Source organism: Pseudomonas sp. RT4P38, from assembly GCF_054897765.1.
In genome coordinates this window covers 6485864-6502951 of sequence record NZ_CM142703.1, presented here as the reverse complement: position 1 = coordinate 6502951, position 17088 = coordinate 6485864, and the positions used below count along the sequence as shown (strand labels likewise).

Annotated in this window: 13 protein-coding genes; 9 read left to right on the top strand and 4 right to left on the bottom strand. The window is 60.5% G+C overall.

What is annotated here, in order from left to right; translation table 11 throughout:
* Positions 1 to 146: 146 nt before the first annotated feature.
* Both ACYZT7_RS30295 and gshB read right to left on the bottom strand, forming a co-directional pair.
* Entirely contained in the window at positions 147 to 1046 is a 900-nt protein-coding gene (locus ACYZT7_RS30295; RefSeq protein WP_462039322.1) for a TonB family protein, read from the bottom strand.
* A 77-nt stretch (positions 1047 to 1123) separates the two neighbouring features.
* Entirely contained in the window at positions 1124 to 2077 is a 954-nt protein-coding gene (gene gshB / locus ACYZT7_RS30290) for a glutathione synthase (protein ID WP_449645788.1), read from the bottom strand.
* Positions 2078 to 2311: 234 nt separating this feature from the next.
* Here gshB and pilG point away from each other — a divergent pair, with 234 nt between their 5' ends.
* The 6 genes from pilG (at position 2312) to ACYZT7_RS30260 (ending at position 12301) form a co-directional block, all read left to right on the top strand.
* Entirely contained in the window at positions 2312 to 2716 is a 405-nt protein-coding gene (gene pilG / locus ACYZT7_RS30285) for a twitching motility response regulator PilG (RefSeq protein ID WP_282382370.1), read from the top strand.
* A 57-nt stretch (positions 2717 to 2773) separates the two neighbouring features.
* A complete protein-coding gene (gene pilH / locus ACYZT7_RS30280) occupies positions 2774 to 3139 on the top strand; it encodes a twitching motility response regulator PilH (RefSeq protein ID WP_007897961.1) in 366 nt (121 codons plus the stop codon).
* 10 nt (positions 3140 to 3149) lie between these two features.
* The gene (locus ACYZT7_RS30275) at positions 3150 to 3698 is read left to right on the top strand and encodes a chemotaxis protein CheW (protein ID WP_462039321.1); all 549 of its coding nucleotides are present in this window, start codon (positions 3150 to 3152) and stop codon (positions 3696 to 3698) included.
* A gap of 139 nt (positions 3699 to 3837) precedes the next feature.
* Positions 3838 to 5895 carry a methyl-accepting chemotaxis protein gene (locus ACYZT7_RS30270; protein WP_462039320.1) on the top strand — a complete coding sequence of 686 codons (2058 nt, stop codon included), beginning with the start codon at positions 3838 to 3840 and terminating at the stop codon, positions 5893 to 5895.
* 51 nt (positions 5896 to 5946) lie between these two features.
* Positions 5947 to 11853 (top strand): Hpt domain-containing protein, encoded by a 5907-nt coding sequence (locus ACYZT7_RS30265; RefSeq protein ID WP_462039319.1) that lies wholly within the window; start codon positions 5947 to 5949, stop codon positions 11851 to 11853.
* Positions 11846 to 12301: a chemotaxis protein CheW gene (locus tag ACYZT7_RS30260; protein ID WP_462039318.1), complete on the top strand. Its 456-nt coding sequence runs from the start codon at positions 11846 to 11848 to the stop codon at positions 12299 to 12301. The genes ACYZT7_RS30265 and ACYZT7_RS30260 overlap by 8 nt, the downstream gene beginning before the upstream one ends.
* 112 nt (positions 12302 to 12413) lie before the next feature.
* Here the strand turns inward: ACYZT7_RS30260 and ACYZT7_RS30255 are convergent, their stop codons facing one another.
* The gene (locus tag ACYZT7_RS30255) at positions 12414 to 12797 is read right to left on the bottom strand and encodes a DUF6124 family protein (protein ID WP_462039317.1); all 384 of its coding nucleotides are present in this window, start codon (positions 12795 to 12797) and stop codon (positions 12414 to 12416) included.
* Positions 12798 to 13102: 305 nt separating this feature from the next.
* Here ACYZT7_RS30255 and ACYZT7_RS30250 point away from each other — a divergent pair, with 305 nt between their 5' ends.
* Both ACYZT7_RS30250 and trhA read left to right on the top strand, forming a co-directional pair.
* On the top strand, positions 13103 to 13732 hold the full coding sequence (locus tag ACYZT7_RS30250; protein WP_462039316.1) for a nucleotidyltransferase domain-containing protein: 630 nt from the start codon (positions 13103 to 13105) through the stop codon (positions 13730 to 13732).
* A gap of 463 nt (positions 13733 to 14195) precedes the next feature.
* Positions 14196 to 14813, top strand: coding sequence for a PAQR family membrane homeostasis protein TrhA (trhA, locus tag ACYZT7_RS30245; RefSeq protein WP_283182017.1), 618 nt, complete (start codon positions 14196 to 14198; stop codon positions 14811 to 14813).
* Positions 14814 to 14818: 5 nt separating this feature from the next.
* On the opposite strand, the gene ACYZT7_RS30240 is transcribed toward trhA, so the two are convergent.
* Positions 14819 to 15727 (bottom strand): LysR family transcriptional regulator, encoded by a 909-nt coding sequence (locus tag ACYZT7_RS30240; RefSeq protein ID WP_462039315.1) that lies wholly within the window; start codon positions 15725 to 15727, stop codon positions 14819 to 14821.
* Between the two features lie 107 nt (positions 15728 to 15834).
* Between ACYZT7_RS30240 and ACYZT7_RS30235 the strand changes: the two genes are divergently transcribed.
* Complete coding sequence (locus ACYZT7_RS30235; RefSeq protein WP_462039314.1) at positions 15835 to 17076, top strand: D-amino acid dehydrogenase; 1242 nt, start codon at positions 15835 to 15837, stop codon at positions 17074 to 17076.
* Positions 17077 to 17088: the final 12 nt, after the last annotated feature.

Below are 17088 nucleotides of genomic sequence, written 5' to 3'. Positions count from 1 at the left end.
GCGTTGGAAATGCCGCAAATCCCGGCAACGACATAGATTAAATGTGGGAGCGAGCTTGCTCGCGATGGCGGTCTGTCTGTTACATGAATATTGAATGTGCTGCCGCTATCGCGAGCAAGCTCGCTCCCACAAGGGATTTGCGGTGTTCAATTGCTGGAGAGCTTGTCCCCGCGAGCAAATTTCCAGGTCCGAATGATTTCCAGCCGGTCGATATCCGACAAATCCCCGGTAAACGGCGAAAACGGTGCCGCCAGCCGCACGATGCGCTGGGCGGCCTGATCCAGCAGCGGTTGCCCGGAAGACTCCAGCACCAGTACTTCATACAGCGAGCCGTCGCGGTTGATCGAAACCAACAGGCGCAAATTGCCGTAAATCTGTTTGCGTCGGGCTTCGTCCGGGTAATTCAGGTTGCCGATGCGCTCGACCTTCTTGCGCCACTCGTCCTTATACCAGGCGCCCTTGTCGCGCATGGTCGATGCGGCGCTCAGGCGGTGAATGCGCGGGCGCTTGGCGTACAGCTGCTGTTCATTGGCCAGTTCCGCTTCGAGGCTGGCGATGTCGGTAGACAGCTGTTCACTGTCGAACGTCGGCGCGGCCACTGCGGGTTTGGTGACGGGCTTGGGTTCTTCCGTTTTGGCTGCGGCTTTTTTCGGCTTCGGCGCGACGGTCGTCACAGCTGCCTTGGGCGCCGCTTCCTTCACTTCGGGCTTGGCCGCCGGCGGTGGGGTGACTTTCTGCACCTTATTGTCCTGGAACGGCGCGACCTCGGTGGTCTTGGGAATCGCCTTTTTATCCAGGGTGCCGCTGCCTTGCTGATTCTCCTGGGCGAGGAAATCGGCTTTTTCCGGCTTCTTTTCGCTCTTGAAGGTGGCGAGGGTGATTTCCAGGGTTTTGCTGATTTGCTTGGGTTCGACGATGGTGAACCCGACGCCCAACAGCAAGGCCAGGTGAATCAGCGCCGCGAGAAACAGGGTAAAACCGAGGCGATCGGCCGGGCGCACGCCACGGTGGGCGAGTTCAGCGGGCAGATCGGACGGGAGTGTCATGACAAAAAAACCAACATCGCGTTTTTCACAGGCCGCGGATGATAACGCAATGTTGGTCGTTTCTTGGCTGTTCTATATCAACGGGCCTTGAGCTTCTGATCGATGGCATCCATCAGCAGGCCGCCGATGTCGGTGCCAAACGCATTATCAATCTCGCGAATGCAGGTCGGGCTGGTGACGTTGATTTCCGTCAGATGCTCGCCAATCACGTCAAGGCCGACGAACAGCAGACCCTTTTCACGCAGGGTCGGGCCGACTTGTGCGGCGATCCAGCGATCTTTCTCGGTCAGCGGTCGGGCTTCGCCACGGCCGCCGGCGGCGAGGTTGCCACGGGTTTCACCGGCGGCAGGAATTCGCGCCAGGCAGTAATCCACCGGTTCGCCGTCGATCATCAGGATGCGCTTGTCGCCATCGACGATGGCCGGCAGGTAACCCTGGATCATGATCTGCTGTTTGCCATGCAGGGTCAGGGTTTCGAGGATCACCGAGAGGTTCGGATGGCCAGCGGTGTGACGGAAGATCGATGAGCCACCCATGCCGTCCAGCGGCTTGAGGATCACGTCGCCGTGGTGATCGGCGAATTCACGCAGCACGTCCGGGCGACGGCTGACGATAGTCGGCGGCGTGCACTGCGGGAACAGCGTGGCGAACAGTTTTTCGTTGCAGTCACGCAAGCTTTGCGGCTTGTTGACCACCAATACGCCAGCACGCTCGGCTTGCTCCAGCAGGTACGTGGAGTAAACGAACTCCATGTCGAACGGCGGATCCTTGCGCATCAGGATCACGTCCAGGTCGCTCAGCAGCGCGTCGGTCTCGGCTTCGAGTTCGAACCATTTTTGCGGGTTGGCGAAGACTTTCAGCGGACGCATCCGCGCACGCGCTTCACCTTCGGCCTGGTACAAATCACTCTGTTCCATATAGAACAGTTCCCAGCCGCGCTTCTGTGCGGCCAGCAGCATGGCCAGCGAGCTATCCTTTTTATAGGAAATGCTGGCAATAGGATCCATGACAATCCCGACGCGAACGCTCATGGGTTATTCCTCGAAATTTGGCTGCCCGAATGGACATGAAAAAGTGGCGTCAGAGTGGCGCTGAGTGTGTTCCCGGTCAAGGAAAAACCACCGCGCCAGTCGCCCGATAGATTGGATTTGGAGACTGTGCTAAAAAGGCTGCCATATCGTGCTGGCCCTTGAACATCAAGGGTTTCGAGCCTCCGGTTATCGGAAATGGACAATTTGATTCGCAAAGGCGACGGCAGAGCAACTATGGAACAGCATTCCAGCGCCTTGAAGGTCATGGTGATCGACGATTCGAAGACGATTCGCCGCACCGCCGAAACGCTGTTGAAGAACGTGGGGTGTGAAGTGATCACGGCCATCGATGGTTTCGATGCCCTGGCCAAGATTGCCGACAATCACCCCGGCATCATCTTTGTCGACATCATGATGCCGCGTCTGGATGGCTATCAGACCTGCGCTTTAATCAAGAACAACAGTGCGTTCAAGTCCACGCCAGTGATTATGCTGTCGTCCAAGGACGGGCTGTTCGACAAGGCCAAGGGGCGCATCGTCGGCTCCGACCAGTTTTTGACCAAGCCTTTCAGCAAGGAAGAACTGCTGAACGCGATCCAGGCCCATGTACCGGGCTTCGCCGCCGTTTTGCCGCACTAGGACACGCACAGTGACGCTCGGCCAGCGGGCCCGGCGTCGACAAGAATGGGGAAGACCATGGCACGTATTCTGATCGTCGATGATTCGCCGACTGAAATGTACAAACTGACCGGCATGCTGGAAAAGCACGGTCATGAAGTGTTGAAAGCCGAAAACGGTGCCGACGGTGTGGCGCTGGCCCGTCAGGAAAAACCCGACGCGGTGCTAATGGATATCGTCATGCCCGGCCTCAACGGTTTCCAGGCGACCCGCCAGTTGACCAAAGACCCGGAAACCGGGCACATCCCGGTGATCATCATCACCACCAAGGATCAGGAAACCGACAAAGTCTGGGGCACGCGCCAGGGCGCCAAGGATTACCTGACCAAACCGGTCGACGAAGACACCCTGATCAAGACCCTGAACAACGTGTTGGCCGGTTGACCGTCCGGCCATGACCGAGTCGCTGACGGCTTTCGAACTGCTGCTGCAGATCGACCGGCGTTGCCGTGTGTTGGCGGCGGACTTGCCGTCGCAGCCGACTCGACAAGACAGCTGGAGCGGCATCGGCTTTCGGCTGGGCGAGCACTGGTACGTCGCGCCCATGGGCGAAGTCAGCGAAGTCTTGCATGAGCCGCGGTTCACCCAGCTGCCAGGGGTCAGAACCTGGGTCAAGGGCGTGGCCAACTTGCGCGGGCGTCTGTTACCGATCATCGATCTGTGCGGCTTCTTTTCTGGTAATGAGCTTGGCCATGAACTGTCGGCGGTGCGTAGGCAGCGGCGGGTGTTGGTGGTGGAGCACAACGACGTGTTTGCCGGGTTGATGGTCGATGAGGTTTTCGGCTTGCAGCACTTTGCCCAGGACAGTCTGGAACCGGTAGAGACCTTGAGCGGCCCGATTGCACCGTTCATCAAAGGCGGGTTTCAGCGCGAGCAAAACTGGCAGGTGTTCAGCCCGTTTGCGTTGGTGCAGTCGCAAAGCTTTATGCACGTCGCGGTGTAATCCATGTGGGAGCGACCTTGCTCGCGATTGAACGATAACGCGGTATTTGCTGATACACCGCGGCGCCTGAATCGCGAGCAAGCTCGCTCCCACAGGTTCTTCGGCAAGCTTTAAGGTGTTGGTTAACAGGCGAGGACCGATGATAAAAGCAAAAACAGGCAAGCCAGAAGGGTCGCGCAGCCGGTCACAGATCATCGCGCTGTTTATCGCGCTGATCGTCTTCATCATGCTGCTGTTCGCCAACTTCGCTTATCTCAACACCCAGGCCACGTACGATAAACAGTACATCGGCCACGCCGGTGAGCTGCGCGTGCTGTCCCAGCGCATTGCCAAGAACGCCACCGAAGCCGCTGCCGGCAAGGCAGCGGCGTTCAAGCTGCTGAGCGATGCGCGCAACGACTTTGCCCAACGCTGGGGCTATCTGAAGAAAGGCGATCCCTCCACCGGCCTGCCACCGGCACCTTCCACCGTGCGCCCGGAAATGCGCGCCGTGCAACTGGACTGGGAACGCCTGCTGAAAAACACTGACGCGATCCTCTCCAGCGAACAGACCGTGCTGTCGCTGCATCAAGTCGCCGCGACCCTGGCCGAAACTGTGCCGCAGTTGCAGGTCGAGTACGAAAAGGTCGTTGAAATTCTCCTCCAGCGCGGTGCCCCGGCCGCACAGGTCGCCGTGGCCCAACGACAAACGCTTTTGGCTGAGCGGATTCTCGGAGCGGTGAACACCGTGCTGTCCGGCGATGAAAATTCGCAGCAGGCCGCCGACGCCTTCGGTCGCGATGCTGCGCGATTCGGTCAGGTGCTCACCGGTATGCTCCAGGGCAATGCGGCGCTGCGGGTCAGCCAGGTCGAAGACCGTGACGCGCGCGCGCGGTTGATCGAGATTTCCGAGCTGTTCGAATTCGTTTCGGGCTCGGTGGATGAAATCCTCGAAACCTCGCCGGAGCTGTTCAAAGTCCGCGAATCGGCGAGCAATATTTTCACCCTGTCGCAGACCCTGCTCGACGAAGCTTCGCACCTGGCCAGCGGTTTCGAAAACCTGGCCGGCGGGCGCAACACCGACACCATTGGCGGGTATGTGCTGGGCCTGCTGGCACTGATGTCGATCATCCTCATTGGCCTGGTGATGGTTCGCGAAACCAATCGTCAGTTGCGCGAAACCGCCGAGAAAAATGAACGCAACCAGAACGCGATCATGCGCCTGCTCGACGAGATCGAAGACCTGGCGGACGGCGACCTGACCGTGACCGCCTCGGTGACTGAAGAATTCACCGGTACCATCGCCGACTCGATCAACTATTCCGTGGACCAATTGCGCGATCTGGTGGCAACCATCAACCTCACCGCTGGCCAGGTCGCTGCCGCGGTGCAGGAAACCCAGGCCACCGCCATGCACCTTGCGCAGGCTTCGGAACACCAGGCGCAGCAGATTGCCGAAGCCTCCACCGCGATCAACGACATGGCCCAGTCTATCGACCAGGTCTCGGCGAACGCCGCCGAGTCCTCAGCGGTGGCCGAGCGTTCGGTGGAAATCGCCAACAAGGGCAATGAGGTGGTGCACAACACCATTCACGGCATGGACAATATTCGCGAGCAGATTCAGGACACCGCCAAGCGCATCAAGCGCCTCGGCGAGTCCTCTCAGGAAATCGGCGATATTGTCAGCTTGATCGATGACATTGCCGATCAGACCAACATCCTCGCGCTCAACGCGGCGATCCAGGCCTCCATGGCCGGTGATGCCGGGCGCGGTTTTGCGGTGGTCGCCGATGAAGTCCAGCGGCTGGCCGAGCGCTCGTCTGCCGCCACCCGACAGATCGAAACCCTGGTGCGAGCGATTCAGACCGACACCAACGAAGCCGTGATTTCCATGGAGCAGACCACCACCGAAGTGGTGCGCGGCGCGCGTCTGGCGCAGGATGCCGGAGTGGCCCTGGAAGAAATCGAAGGCGTGTCGAAGACCCTTGCAGCGTTGATCCAGAGTATTTCCAACGCAGCGCAGCAACAGACGTCTTCTGCCGGTCAGATTTCCCTGACGATGAACGTGATCCAGCAGATCACCACGCAGACTTCGTCCGGCTCCACCGCCACCGCCGAGAGCATTGGTAACCTGGCAAAAATGGCCAGCCAGCTGCGGCGTTCGGTGTCCGGTTTCACCTTGCCGGCCGCCAAGGCGCAGGCCGCGGATAAAGTGTGAAACGCCCGCGGGCGTTTGCTTTTTTTGAGTAGAGCAGTGAGCGGAGTGGTTATGGGTGATCGGCACGACTATGTGGCCCTCGAGTGGGTCAAAGGCGAAATTGCCGAAACGCTGAAAGTGGCTCATCAGGCCATCGAAACCCTGCTTGATGACCCGCAGGCGACGCACGCCCTCAGTGAATGCCTGGCCTGCGTCCATCAGGTTCACGGCAGTTTGCAAATGGTCGAGTTCTACGGCGCGGCGCTGCTCGCCGAAGAGATGGAACAGCTGACCATCGCCTTGCAGCAGAACCGCGTCAGTCATCGCGATGAGACGCTCCACCTGTTGCTGCAAGCCCTTGGGCAGTTGCCGATTTACCTCGACCGGGTGCAAGGTGCGCGCCGCGACCTGCCGCTGGTCGTGTTGCCGCTGATAAACGATCTGCGCAGCGCCCGTGGCGAAAGCCTGTTGTCCGAAACCAGTCTGTTCAGTCCGCAATTGCCGGACCTGCCGCCACTGGACGAAGCGTCGCTGGCGCTGCTCGAGCCGGCAGATTTACCGAATGTGCTGCGCAAGTTGCGTCAGATGTTGCAGATGGCCCTGGTCGGATTGCTGCGTGAGCAGGATGGCGAAACCAACTTCGATTACCTGACCAAGGTCTTTGCGCGCCTCGAAGGACTGTGCGGCAACGCACCCCTGAGCCCGTTGTGGCAAGTCGCCTCGGCGCTGGTCGAAGGCCTGCGCAGCGGCTCGATCGCCAACAGTCCGGCGTTGCGCAGTCTGTTCAAAGACGCCGACAAAGAGCTCAAGCGCCTGCTCGAGCAGGGCATGCCCGGAATCAATCAGCCGGCGCCGTTGGAGTTGCTCAAGAGTTTGCTGTTCTACATTGCCAAGGCCGAACATCCCACCGGGCAGATGCTGACCATGAAAGATCGCTACGGACTGGACGACGCGCTGCCTGACAGCGCAATGGTCGACGAAGAACGGGCTCGGCTGGCCGGTCCCGACCGCGATGCCATGCGCTCGGTGCTGGCCGCGTTGTGCGAAGAGCTGGTGCGGGTCAAGGAGCGCCTGGACCTGTTCGTGCGCAGTGACCGCCAACATACCTCGGACCTTGAAAGCTTGCTGGCGCCACTGCGGCAAATCGCCGACACCCTGGCGGTGCTCGGTTTTGGCCAGCCGCGCAAGGTCATCATCGATCAACTGGCGGTGGTGCTGAGCCTCGCTCAGGGCCAGCGTGAGCCCAATGACGCGATCCTCATGGACGTCGCCGGTGCCTTGCTCTACGTCGAAGCGACCCTCGCCGGCATGGTCGGCACCGTCGAGCCGGAAAGCCAGGAAGACAGCCGCCTGCCGACCACCGACCTGACCCAGATCCATCAGATCGTGATCAAGGAAGCGCGCATCTGCCTGCAACAGGCCAAGGACATGATCGTCGACTACATCGACGCCGACTGGGATCGCCAGCACTTGCAGCCACTGCCGGCGTTGCTGACCCAGGTGCGCGGTGCGCTGGCGATGATTCCGTTGAGCCGTGCGGCGAGCCTGATCGAAACGTGCAACCACTTCATCCGCGAGCACCTGCTGCTGGATCCGGATCATCCTGGCTGGCAGGAACTGGACAGCCTGGCCGATGTGGTCACCAGCATCGAGTATTACCTGGAGCGCCTCAGCGACGATCCCCAAGCGCCCGGTGAACAGTTGCTCGATGTCGCGGAAAAAAGCCTGGCATCACTCGGCTTTTTCCCCAGCGAGCAGCAGGTGCCGGTGCTTGAAGATGTGCTCAGCCCGAGTGAAGCGCAGGTCATGCAAGATCTGCAGGAACTGGACGACCCTGACACCGTCCAGTCACTGGCCGACGTATTGGCCAGCCCTGTGTCTTGCGTCAACCCACCCGCCCTGACCATCCCCGCAAGCCTGTTGCCGCCACCCGCCGGTGAAGAGCCGGTGGACGATGAGCTGCGGGAAGTCTTCCTCGAAGAAACCGATGAAGTCCTCGAAATTCTCCGGGAATACCTGCCGCGCTGGTCGGCCAATCCCGACAGTAAATCGGCCTTGAGCGAACTGCGCCGGGCCTTCCATACGTTGAAAGGCAGTGGTCGGATGGTCCGCGCTTTGGTGCTGGGCGAACTGGCTTGGGCGATGGAAAACCTGCTCAACCGCGTACTGGAACACAGCGTTCCACCGGGGGCGGCGGTGCAGCAACTGCTGGGCGACGCGCTGAATCTGCTACCGGAACTGGTGGCCGAGTTTGCGGGCAATGCCCAGCGCCAGCGCAACGATGTCGACCAATTGGCCGCACGCGCCCACGCCTTGGCCAAGGGCGAAGAATTTATACTCGATGAAGACGCACAAGACGTCGCAGCCCTCGATCCGCTGCTGCTTGAGATCTTCCGCAACGAAGCCGAAACCCACTTGGGCAGCCTCAACCGCTTCCTCGATCAAGCCGCCGAGCACGTGCCATTGCAGGCCAGCGACGAGTTGCAGCGGGCACTGCATACCCTCAAGGGCAGCGCCTCCATGGCCGGCGTATTGCCGATTGCCGAGCTGGCGACCCCACTGGATCATCTGGCCCGGGAGTACAAGGCACACCTGATCGCCCTGGACCTGGATGAAGTCGAACTGTTGCTCGAAGCCGAAGGACTGTTCCGTCTCGGGCTACGCCAGCTCAAGACTGATCCACTGGCGGAGATTCCCGGTGCCCGTTTGTTGATCGAGCGAACCCAGGCATTGCTGGCCGAGCGTCTGGAATCCCTCCTGAGTGCACCGAATACCGGGTTGCGCATCAAGCGTGATCCGCAACTGATCAATAACTTCCTCGCGCAAGGCATGGACATCCTGCTGGACGCTGAAAGCCTGTTGCAACGCTGGCAGCAACATCCCGGCGAGCGTCAGGAACTCAGCGCGCTGCTGGATGAATTGACCACCCTGGGCGAGGGTGCCCACCTGGCTGACCTGCATCCGGTGGATGAGCTTTGCGAAGCGTTGCTCGATCTCTACGGTGCCGTGGAAGAAAGCAGCCTGGCGGTCAGCGAGGCGTTTTTCCACGAGGCTCAAAGTGCCCACGAAGCGCTGATCAACATGCTCGACGAACTGGCCGCGGGCCAGGAAGTCAGCCCGCAACCGGAGCGGGTTCGGGCCTTGCGTGGTTTGTTGGATGCGAGCCTCGATCCGTCGGCGATGGGGCTGATTCGCAGTGACGGCAGCCGTACCCTGAGCATTCGAGAACTGGGCAGCGCCACGGCCGAACTGGAACAGACCGCGACCCAGGTTGAACTGGACGATGAGATCGTTTCGATCTTCCTCGAAGAGGCGGTGGATATCCTCGAAAGTGCTGGCCAGGCCTTGCAGCGCTGGGTGAACGACCCGGACAACGCCGCGCCATTGTTGTCGTTACAGCGAGATCTACACACCCTCAAGGGTGGCGCGCGGATGGCCGAGGTCGAGCCGGTCGGTGATCTGGCGCATGAACTGGAAAGCCTTTACGAAGGTCTGGTGGACCGCCGCTACGCCTACAGCGAAGCGTTGGCGCAACTGCTGCAAGAAAGCCATGAACGGCTCGCAGAGCTGCTTGATCAGTTGCAGAACCAGCAGCTATTGGGCGATCCAGACGGGCTGATCGTGGCCATTCGCGAGTTTCGCCAGGGCAATGTCAGCGCTGTTGAAACGGTCGAACCTGCCCCGGCCGAGAATTCACCGGGCCATGATCCTGAGCTTCTGGATATCTTCCTCGAGGAAGGTTTCGACATCATCGAAAACTCCGGCGCGGCGCTGGTGCGCTGGCAGGCCGAGCCTTCGAATCGTCAGGAAGTGGAAACCCTGCTGCGTGACCTGCACACCCTCAAGGGTGGTGCGCGGATGGTGGAAATCGCACCGATTGGCGACCTCGCCCATGAGCTGGAATTCCTCTACGAAGGCCTCTCGGCTGGCGTACTGCAACCCACCGCCGCGTTGTTCGACTTGTTGCAAAGCAGCCACGATCGACTGGCGCAGATGCTCGATGCGGCCCGTGCCGGTCATCCTTTGCCGCCGGCCGATCGACTGATCGACGCGATCAAGAATTTCAGTCATCCGGCAGTGCCCGAAACACCGGCACCGGTCACGGTGTCCGCAACGCCGAAAATCGAGACGCCCGCACCGCAACCCGATGCCGGCGGTGACATGGTCAAGGTCTCGGCTGAGCTGCTCGACGACCTGGTGAACCTGGCCGGCGAAACGTCGATCTTCCGTGGCCGGATCGAACAACAGGTCAATGATGCGCGCGTGACCCTGAGCGAGATGGAAACCACCATCGAGCGCATGCGCGACCAGTTGCGTCGTCTCGACACTGAAACCCAGGGGCGGATTCTCAGCCGCCAGCAAGTCGACGCCGAACGCCTGGGCTACGAAGAATTCGATCCGCTGGAAATGGACCGCCACTCACAGTTGCAGCAACTGTCGCGCGCGCTGTTCGAATCCGCCTCGGACTTGCTCGACCTCAAGGAAACCCTCGACCGACGCAATCAGGACGCGGAAAACCTGCTGCAACAGCAGGGCCGCATCAACACCGAATTGCAGGAAGGCCTGATGCGCACGCGCATGGTGCCGTTCGAGCGGATGCTGCCGCGCTTGAAGCGCATCGTCCGCCAGGTCTCCAGCGAGTTGGGGAAAGATGTGGAATTCATCGTCGGCAATGCCGAAGGCGAGATGGACCGCAACGTCCTCGAACGCATGGCCGCGCCGTTGGAACACATGCTGCGCAACGCGGTGGATCATGGGCTGGAATCGGCCGAGGTGCGTATCGCCGCGGGCAAACCGGCTCAGGGTCGAATCACCCTCGACCTGTCACGAGAGGGCGGCGACATCATTTTCGACATCCGCGACGACGGTGCCGGCGTGCCGCTGGACGCGGTGCGGCGCAAGGCGATCAAGCGCGGGTTGCTGGCCCCGGACAGCGATATCAGCGACCGCGATGTGCTGCAATTCATCCTGCAACCGGGGTTCTCCACCGCCGAGAAAATCACCCAGATTTCCGGACGCGGCGTCGGCATGGACGTGGTCCACGAAGAGGTCCGGCAACTCGGCGGCAGCATGAGCATCGACTCTGTGCCAGGGCAGGGCGTGCACTTCCGGATTCGCCTGCCGTTCACCGTGTCGGTCAACCGGGCGCTGATGGTGCAGTGTTTTGATGATCAGTACGCGATCCCGCTTAACACCATCGACGGCATCGTTCGCGTGCTGCCCAACGAACTTGAAGGGCATTACCGGCTCGATCCGCCGACCTACAAATACGCCGGGCAACACTATGAACTGTGTTACCTCGGCGAACTGCTGAAAACCAGCCATCGCCCGAAACTACTCGGCCAGAGCCTGCCGCTGCCGGTATTGCTGGTGCAGTGCAACGAGCGGCACATCGCCGTGCAAGTCGACTCCATGGCCGGTACTCGCGAGATCGTGGTCAAAAGCCTCGGCCCGCAATTTGCGGCGGTGCAGGGGTTGTCCGGAGCAACGATTCTCGGCGATGGGCGGGTGGTGCTGATTCTGGATTTGCTGGCACCGATCCGCGCGATGCAGGCCCGTGTGCCGCAACAGTCAGCGACTCAGGAGGCGGAGGTCGAGCCGCACAAGCCATTGCTGGTGTTGGTAGTCGACGATTCGGTGACGGTGCGCAAGGTCACCAGCCGTCTGCTGGAACGCCACGGCATGAACGTGCTGACCGCCAAGGACGGTGTCGACGCCATGCTGCTGCTTGAAGAACACAGGCCTGACTTGATGTTGCTGGACATCGAAATGCCGCGCATGGACGGCTTCGAGGTGGCGACCCAGGTACGCGCCGACGAACGTCTGCAGCACCTGCCGATCATCATGATCACCTCACGCACCGGGCAGAAGCACCGCGACCGTGCCATGGCCATTGGCGTCAACGACTACCTTGGCAAGCCGTACCAGGAATCGGTGCTGCTCGAAAGCATCGCCCTGTGGAGCAAAACCCATGCGTGAGCACCGAACCAGCAACCTCACCGGGCTGCTGTTGCCCTTGGCTGACCGCAACCTGATTTTGCCCAACGTCGCTGTGGCGGAGCTTATTGATTACCAACCCAGCGCCTTCGACCTCGACACTCCGCCGTGGTACCTCGGGCGGGTAATGTGGCGGAACCGGCAGATTCCGTTGCTGAGTTTTGAGTCGGCGTGTGGGCAGAAAATCGTGATCGGTGAGCGGGCGCGGATTGTCATCCTCAATGCTCTCGGTGGGCGGCCCGATTTGAAATTCATCGCCTTGCTGGTGCAGGGGATTCCGCGGTCTTACAAGCTTGATAGCCAGTTGAGCTATGTGGATGTGCCGTTGTGTGCGCTGGAACAGGCGGCGGTGCAGGTGGGGGAGCAGGTGGCGAAGGTGCCGAATTTGCTGGCGTTGGAGGAGTTGCTCGTAAGTGCTGGGTTGATCTGACTGGCCCCATCGCGAGCAAGCTCGCTCCCACATTGGATCTCTGTCGTACACAAAACCTGTGGGAGCGAGCTTGCTCGCGATGGCGGCCGTCAATTCACCTCAAACCTGACGGCTAAACCTTGGCTTGATCCCGCAACTGCATCTGCAACGCCTCATGTTGATCCAACACCCGCTCCACCAATAACTGCACACCGTCCGTCAAACGGCTGATCGCCAAGGCTACAGAGCGGCGTGAGCCTTCCACATCGTCCGCCAGATCGGCCGCAATGGCGCTGATGGACAGCAAGTCTTCGGAGGCATTGGTCAGAAGGGCTTCGGTGTCGATATCGGGGGAGACGCTGAAGAGGTGATGTTTGCGGCGCTTGCCCGGTTTTTCATGAGGTGGGAAGTAGTAGGAAAAGACGCGGTCGGCGGCTTCCTTGAGTTTTTCGGCTTCGAGGGATGCTTGGGAATCGGTGTCAGTGTTATCTGCTGAGTTGGGCGTTACCTTGGACATAATGAGTTTCCGCTTACAGATTGGAATTGGCCCATTCGTTATGAATGGCGCTTTTGCGCCCTTTTTTTTGGGGTTTCCAGTCCCAGTCACTGGATGTGCAGCGACACACAAACGATAAAGATCAACGCAAAACCGCACCAGTCAGCGGGTTCCGGCATTGCTGTAGGCAGCGACGCCAGACTGCGTAGCCTCTCACCCGTCCTGCGAAGAAACTTTTAAACACAAATCCCCATTCGGCTGCGACAGGTTGAAGATTCCCAAAAAGGGACCTATCGTTCCCTTTTTGGGACTCATCGGTTGCCACTGTGAAAAACCTTTCCCTCAGCGAAGCCCTGTTCACGACTACTCAGCAAAAAGTGCTGGGCTTGTTGTTCGGCAAACCCGACCGAAGTTTTTACGCCAACGAGATCGCCCGCTGGGCTCAAGTGGGTAAAGGCAGCCTCATGCGCGAGCTGGATCGGTTGCAGCAGGCGGGCGTGTTGACCCTCAGCCGTCAGGGTAACCAGACCCACTATCAAGCCAATCCCGACTGCCCGATCTATGCCGAACTGCTGGGCATCGCCCGTAAAACCTTTGGTATTGCCGAGCCTCTGCGCCAAGCGCTCCAACCCTTTGCCGAACAGATCACCTGGGCATTTGTGTATGGCTCTATCGCCAAGGATCAGGCGAACGCATCCAGTGACATTGATCTCATGCTGATCGGCGAGGGCCTGCACTACAGTGAAGTGATGGAGCGGCTTATACCGATGGAGGAGCAGTTGGGCCGCGTCCTCAACCCGACGCTCTACACCCCCGACGACTGGGCAGCGAAACTGGCCGCTGAAAATAGCTTTGTCGTGCGGGTAGCGCAGCAGGACAAGATCAATCTGATGGGGGGAAACCCTGTAGGAGCTGCCGAAGGCTGCGATCTTTTGATCTTTAAGCGCCATCAATGATGCAAAGGTCAAAAGATCGCAGCCTTCGGCAGCTCCTACCACTGTCATTCGCAAGTCGTTTCGACCTGGCGCTGCCCATGCCCTTGCACTGACGGCTCTTCGCTTGTGCGGCTATCGTTCAGACAAGCGATATCTGGTGTTTCAGTGCCTGGTTCATAGCAGATGACCGGACTGTAGTACTCCATCATCGAAAACAGTGGGGAATGTTCTGGCCCCATCGCGAGCAAGCTCGCTCCCACAAGGGTTTTGTGTAAGACGGAGATCCATTGTGGGAGCGAGCTTGCTCGCGATGGCGTCCGCCCAGTCAACCATTACCCTAAGCGTAACGATCCGTCTCTCTGCTTGATAGATGCCCCCCCACGACAGCTCTTACAGGGGGGCATTGTGTTCTGAAACATTGCGCTTTTAGTCTCAAGGCCTGAGCCTTGCGCGATGCGGCAACGAATTTTGGGGTGAGCAACACATGTATCACGGGGAAAGATTGAACGCCTGGACGCATCTGGTCGGGGCGGTGGCAGCGGTGGTCGGGGTGGTGTGGATGCTGGTGATCGCCGGCATGGACGGCAGCCCGTGGAAGATCGTCAGCGTGGCGATTTACGGGTTCACCTTGTTGGTGCTTTACAGCGCGTCGACCGTTTACCACAGCGTGCGCGGGCGCAAGAAAGCGATCATGCAGAAGGTCGATCACTTTTCGATCTACCTGTTGATTGCCGGCAGCTACACGCCATTCTGTCTCGTGACCTTACGCGGGCCGTGGGGCTGGACGTTGTTCGGGATTGTCTGGGGGCTGGCGCTGATTGGCATCCTACAAGAGATCAAACCGCGTTCGGAAGCGCGGATTCTGTCGATCGTGATCTACGCGGTGATGGGCTGGATCGTGCTGGTGGCGGTCAAACCGTTACTGGCGGCGTTGGGCAGTACAGGTTTCGCCTGGCTGGCGTCGGGCGGCGTGCTGTACACCGTGGGCATTGTCTTTTTTGCGCTGGACAGTCGTTTGCGCCATGCCCACGGGATCTGGCACCTGTTCGTGATCGCCGGGAGTTTGCTGCACTTCGTGGCGATTCTGTTTTATGTCCTTTGAAGCCGCTACGGGATCAAGCGATCCAGTTGCGCCTGCGCCCGTCGGCTGAACACCTGCAACAAGTCGCTCAAGGTGTGGGGCGGCGGTTCGTCGGCGCGGGTGACCGCATACAACGTGATCGGTAACGCGGGTGCCAGAGGTCGAATCGCCGTGGTGGCGGGTGATGCGCCGAGCGCGGTAAACGGATCGATCACCGCCAGCCCGGCACCGGATTCAACCATCGCCCGCGCCAGCGAATAGGTCTGCACGGCGATGCGAACCTGTGGCGGCGGATCGACCGCCTCAAGGTAGCTGTCGAGCCTGGCTGCCAGCGGGTCGGCGCTGGACAGGCCGATCAGCGGCGCACCGCCCAGTTCGATCAATGGCAACGGTTGGCTCAAGGCGTCGTCGGTCCAATAGCCCAACGGCGCCAGTGCCACCAAAACACCGCAGGCCAGGACTTGCGCCTTCAGGCCCGGATGATCAGGCGGCTGCAAGGTCAGCGCGACATCCACTTCGCGCATCAACAAGTTCTGCATCAGCTCACGGCTGTGGGCGCTGGACAATTCGCAGACGATGTCCGGGTAGCGTTGCGTCCACTCGTTGATGGCCGGCGGCAGCAGCGACAGGGCCAGCGCCGGGATCGCGCCGATCCGTACGCTGTGACCCGGCTCGCGCCGCAGGCTCTGGGCCAGACGTCGCACGCCTTGCAGGCTTTCGGTGACCTTGTCGACTTCGCGCTCAAGCTCCAGCGCTTCGGGCGTAGCCTGCAATTTACCGCGCACCCGCAGGAATAATGGGAAGCCCAGTTGCTGCTCGGCGTGTTGCAGCACTTTGCTCACCGCCGGCTGCGATACGTGCAGTAACTGCGCGGCGCCACTGACCGAACCGGTCTGGCGAATGGCCTGGAAAATCTCGATGTGTCGCAGTCTCATGGCAAGTCCATAACCTTTGTTTATGGGTCAGGCATCTTTATGCATTGTTCAAGGTCTGTCACCTGGTCCTAATCTGAGGTCTGTTTCAACAACGGTTAAGGACAGACATGGCTCAGCGGGTTTGCATCATCGGTGGTGGCGTCATCGGGCTGACGACGGCTTACGCATTGGTGCGCGACGGCATCGACGTGACGCTGATCGAGGCCCGGGATTCGTTTGCCAGCGAAACCAGTTTCGCCAATGGCGGCCAGTTGTCCTACCGCTATGTCGCGCCACTGGCCGATGCCGGCGTACCGTTGCAGGCGCTTGGCTGGATGCTGCGCGGTGACTCGCCGTTAAAGCTGCGTCCGCGCCTGGACCCGGCGCAATGGCGCTGGATGGCGTCCTTCCTGGCGGCCTGCCGTCGTTCGGTGAACCAGCGCAACGGCGCGCACCTGCTGCGTCTGGCGCTGCTGAGCCAGTCCACGCTGCAAGGCTGGCGCGACGAAGACCGCTTCGACGGTTTCGGCTGGCGGCGCAATGGCAAACTGGTCACGTTTCGTGAAGCCGCGAGTTTCGAACATGCTCGCCATGGCCTGGCTGATCCGCGACAGCAGCACGTGCTGTCGCGGGCCGAATGCGTACAGCTGGAGCCTGCACTCGCCGAGGCGCCGTTTGTGGGCGCGATTTATACCCCCGACGAAGAAGTCGCCGATTGCCATGCTTTCTGCCAGCAACTGCTGGCTCGACTCCAGGTGTCGGGGCGTTGCGAATTTTTGCTGGGCCGCAAGGTCACCGGCATTCGCCACGCGGACGGCGCGGTGCAGGCCGTCGAAATGGGTTCGCAGGTGCTGCCGGTCGAACAACTGGTGATTGCCGCCGGACATCGCAGTCCGGCGCTGGCGCTGCCCGGCATGAACCTGCCGCTGTATCCGCTCAAGGGCTACAGCCTGACCTTGCCCATCCGCGCCGAACATCGTGCGCCGGAGCTGAGCATCACTGATTACAACCGCAAGATCGTTTACGCCCGCATCGGTGAACAACTGCGCGTGGCGGCGATGGTCGACATTGTCGGTTTCGACCCGGCGCTCGACCCCAAACGTCTGGCGCTGATCAAGCGCCAGGCGCAGGAAACCTTACCGAATGCTGGCGATTACGACGCCGCCATCGAATGGGCCGGCATGCGCCCGGCCACCCCCAGCGGCGTGCCGTTGATCGGGGCCACGGCGTACCGCAACCTGTGGCTCAACCTCGGCCATGGCGCCCTGGGTTTTACCCTGGCCTGTGGCAGCGCCCGGTTGCTCAGCGAGTTGATCGCCCGGCGCACACCTTCAATCGAAATGCAGGGCCTCGCCCCCCGCGTCGCCTGACTTGAAAAGGAA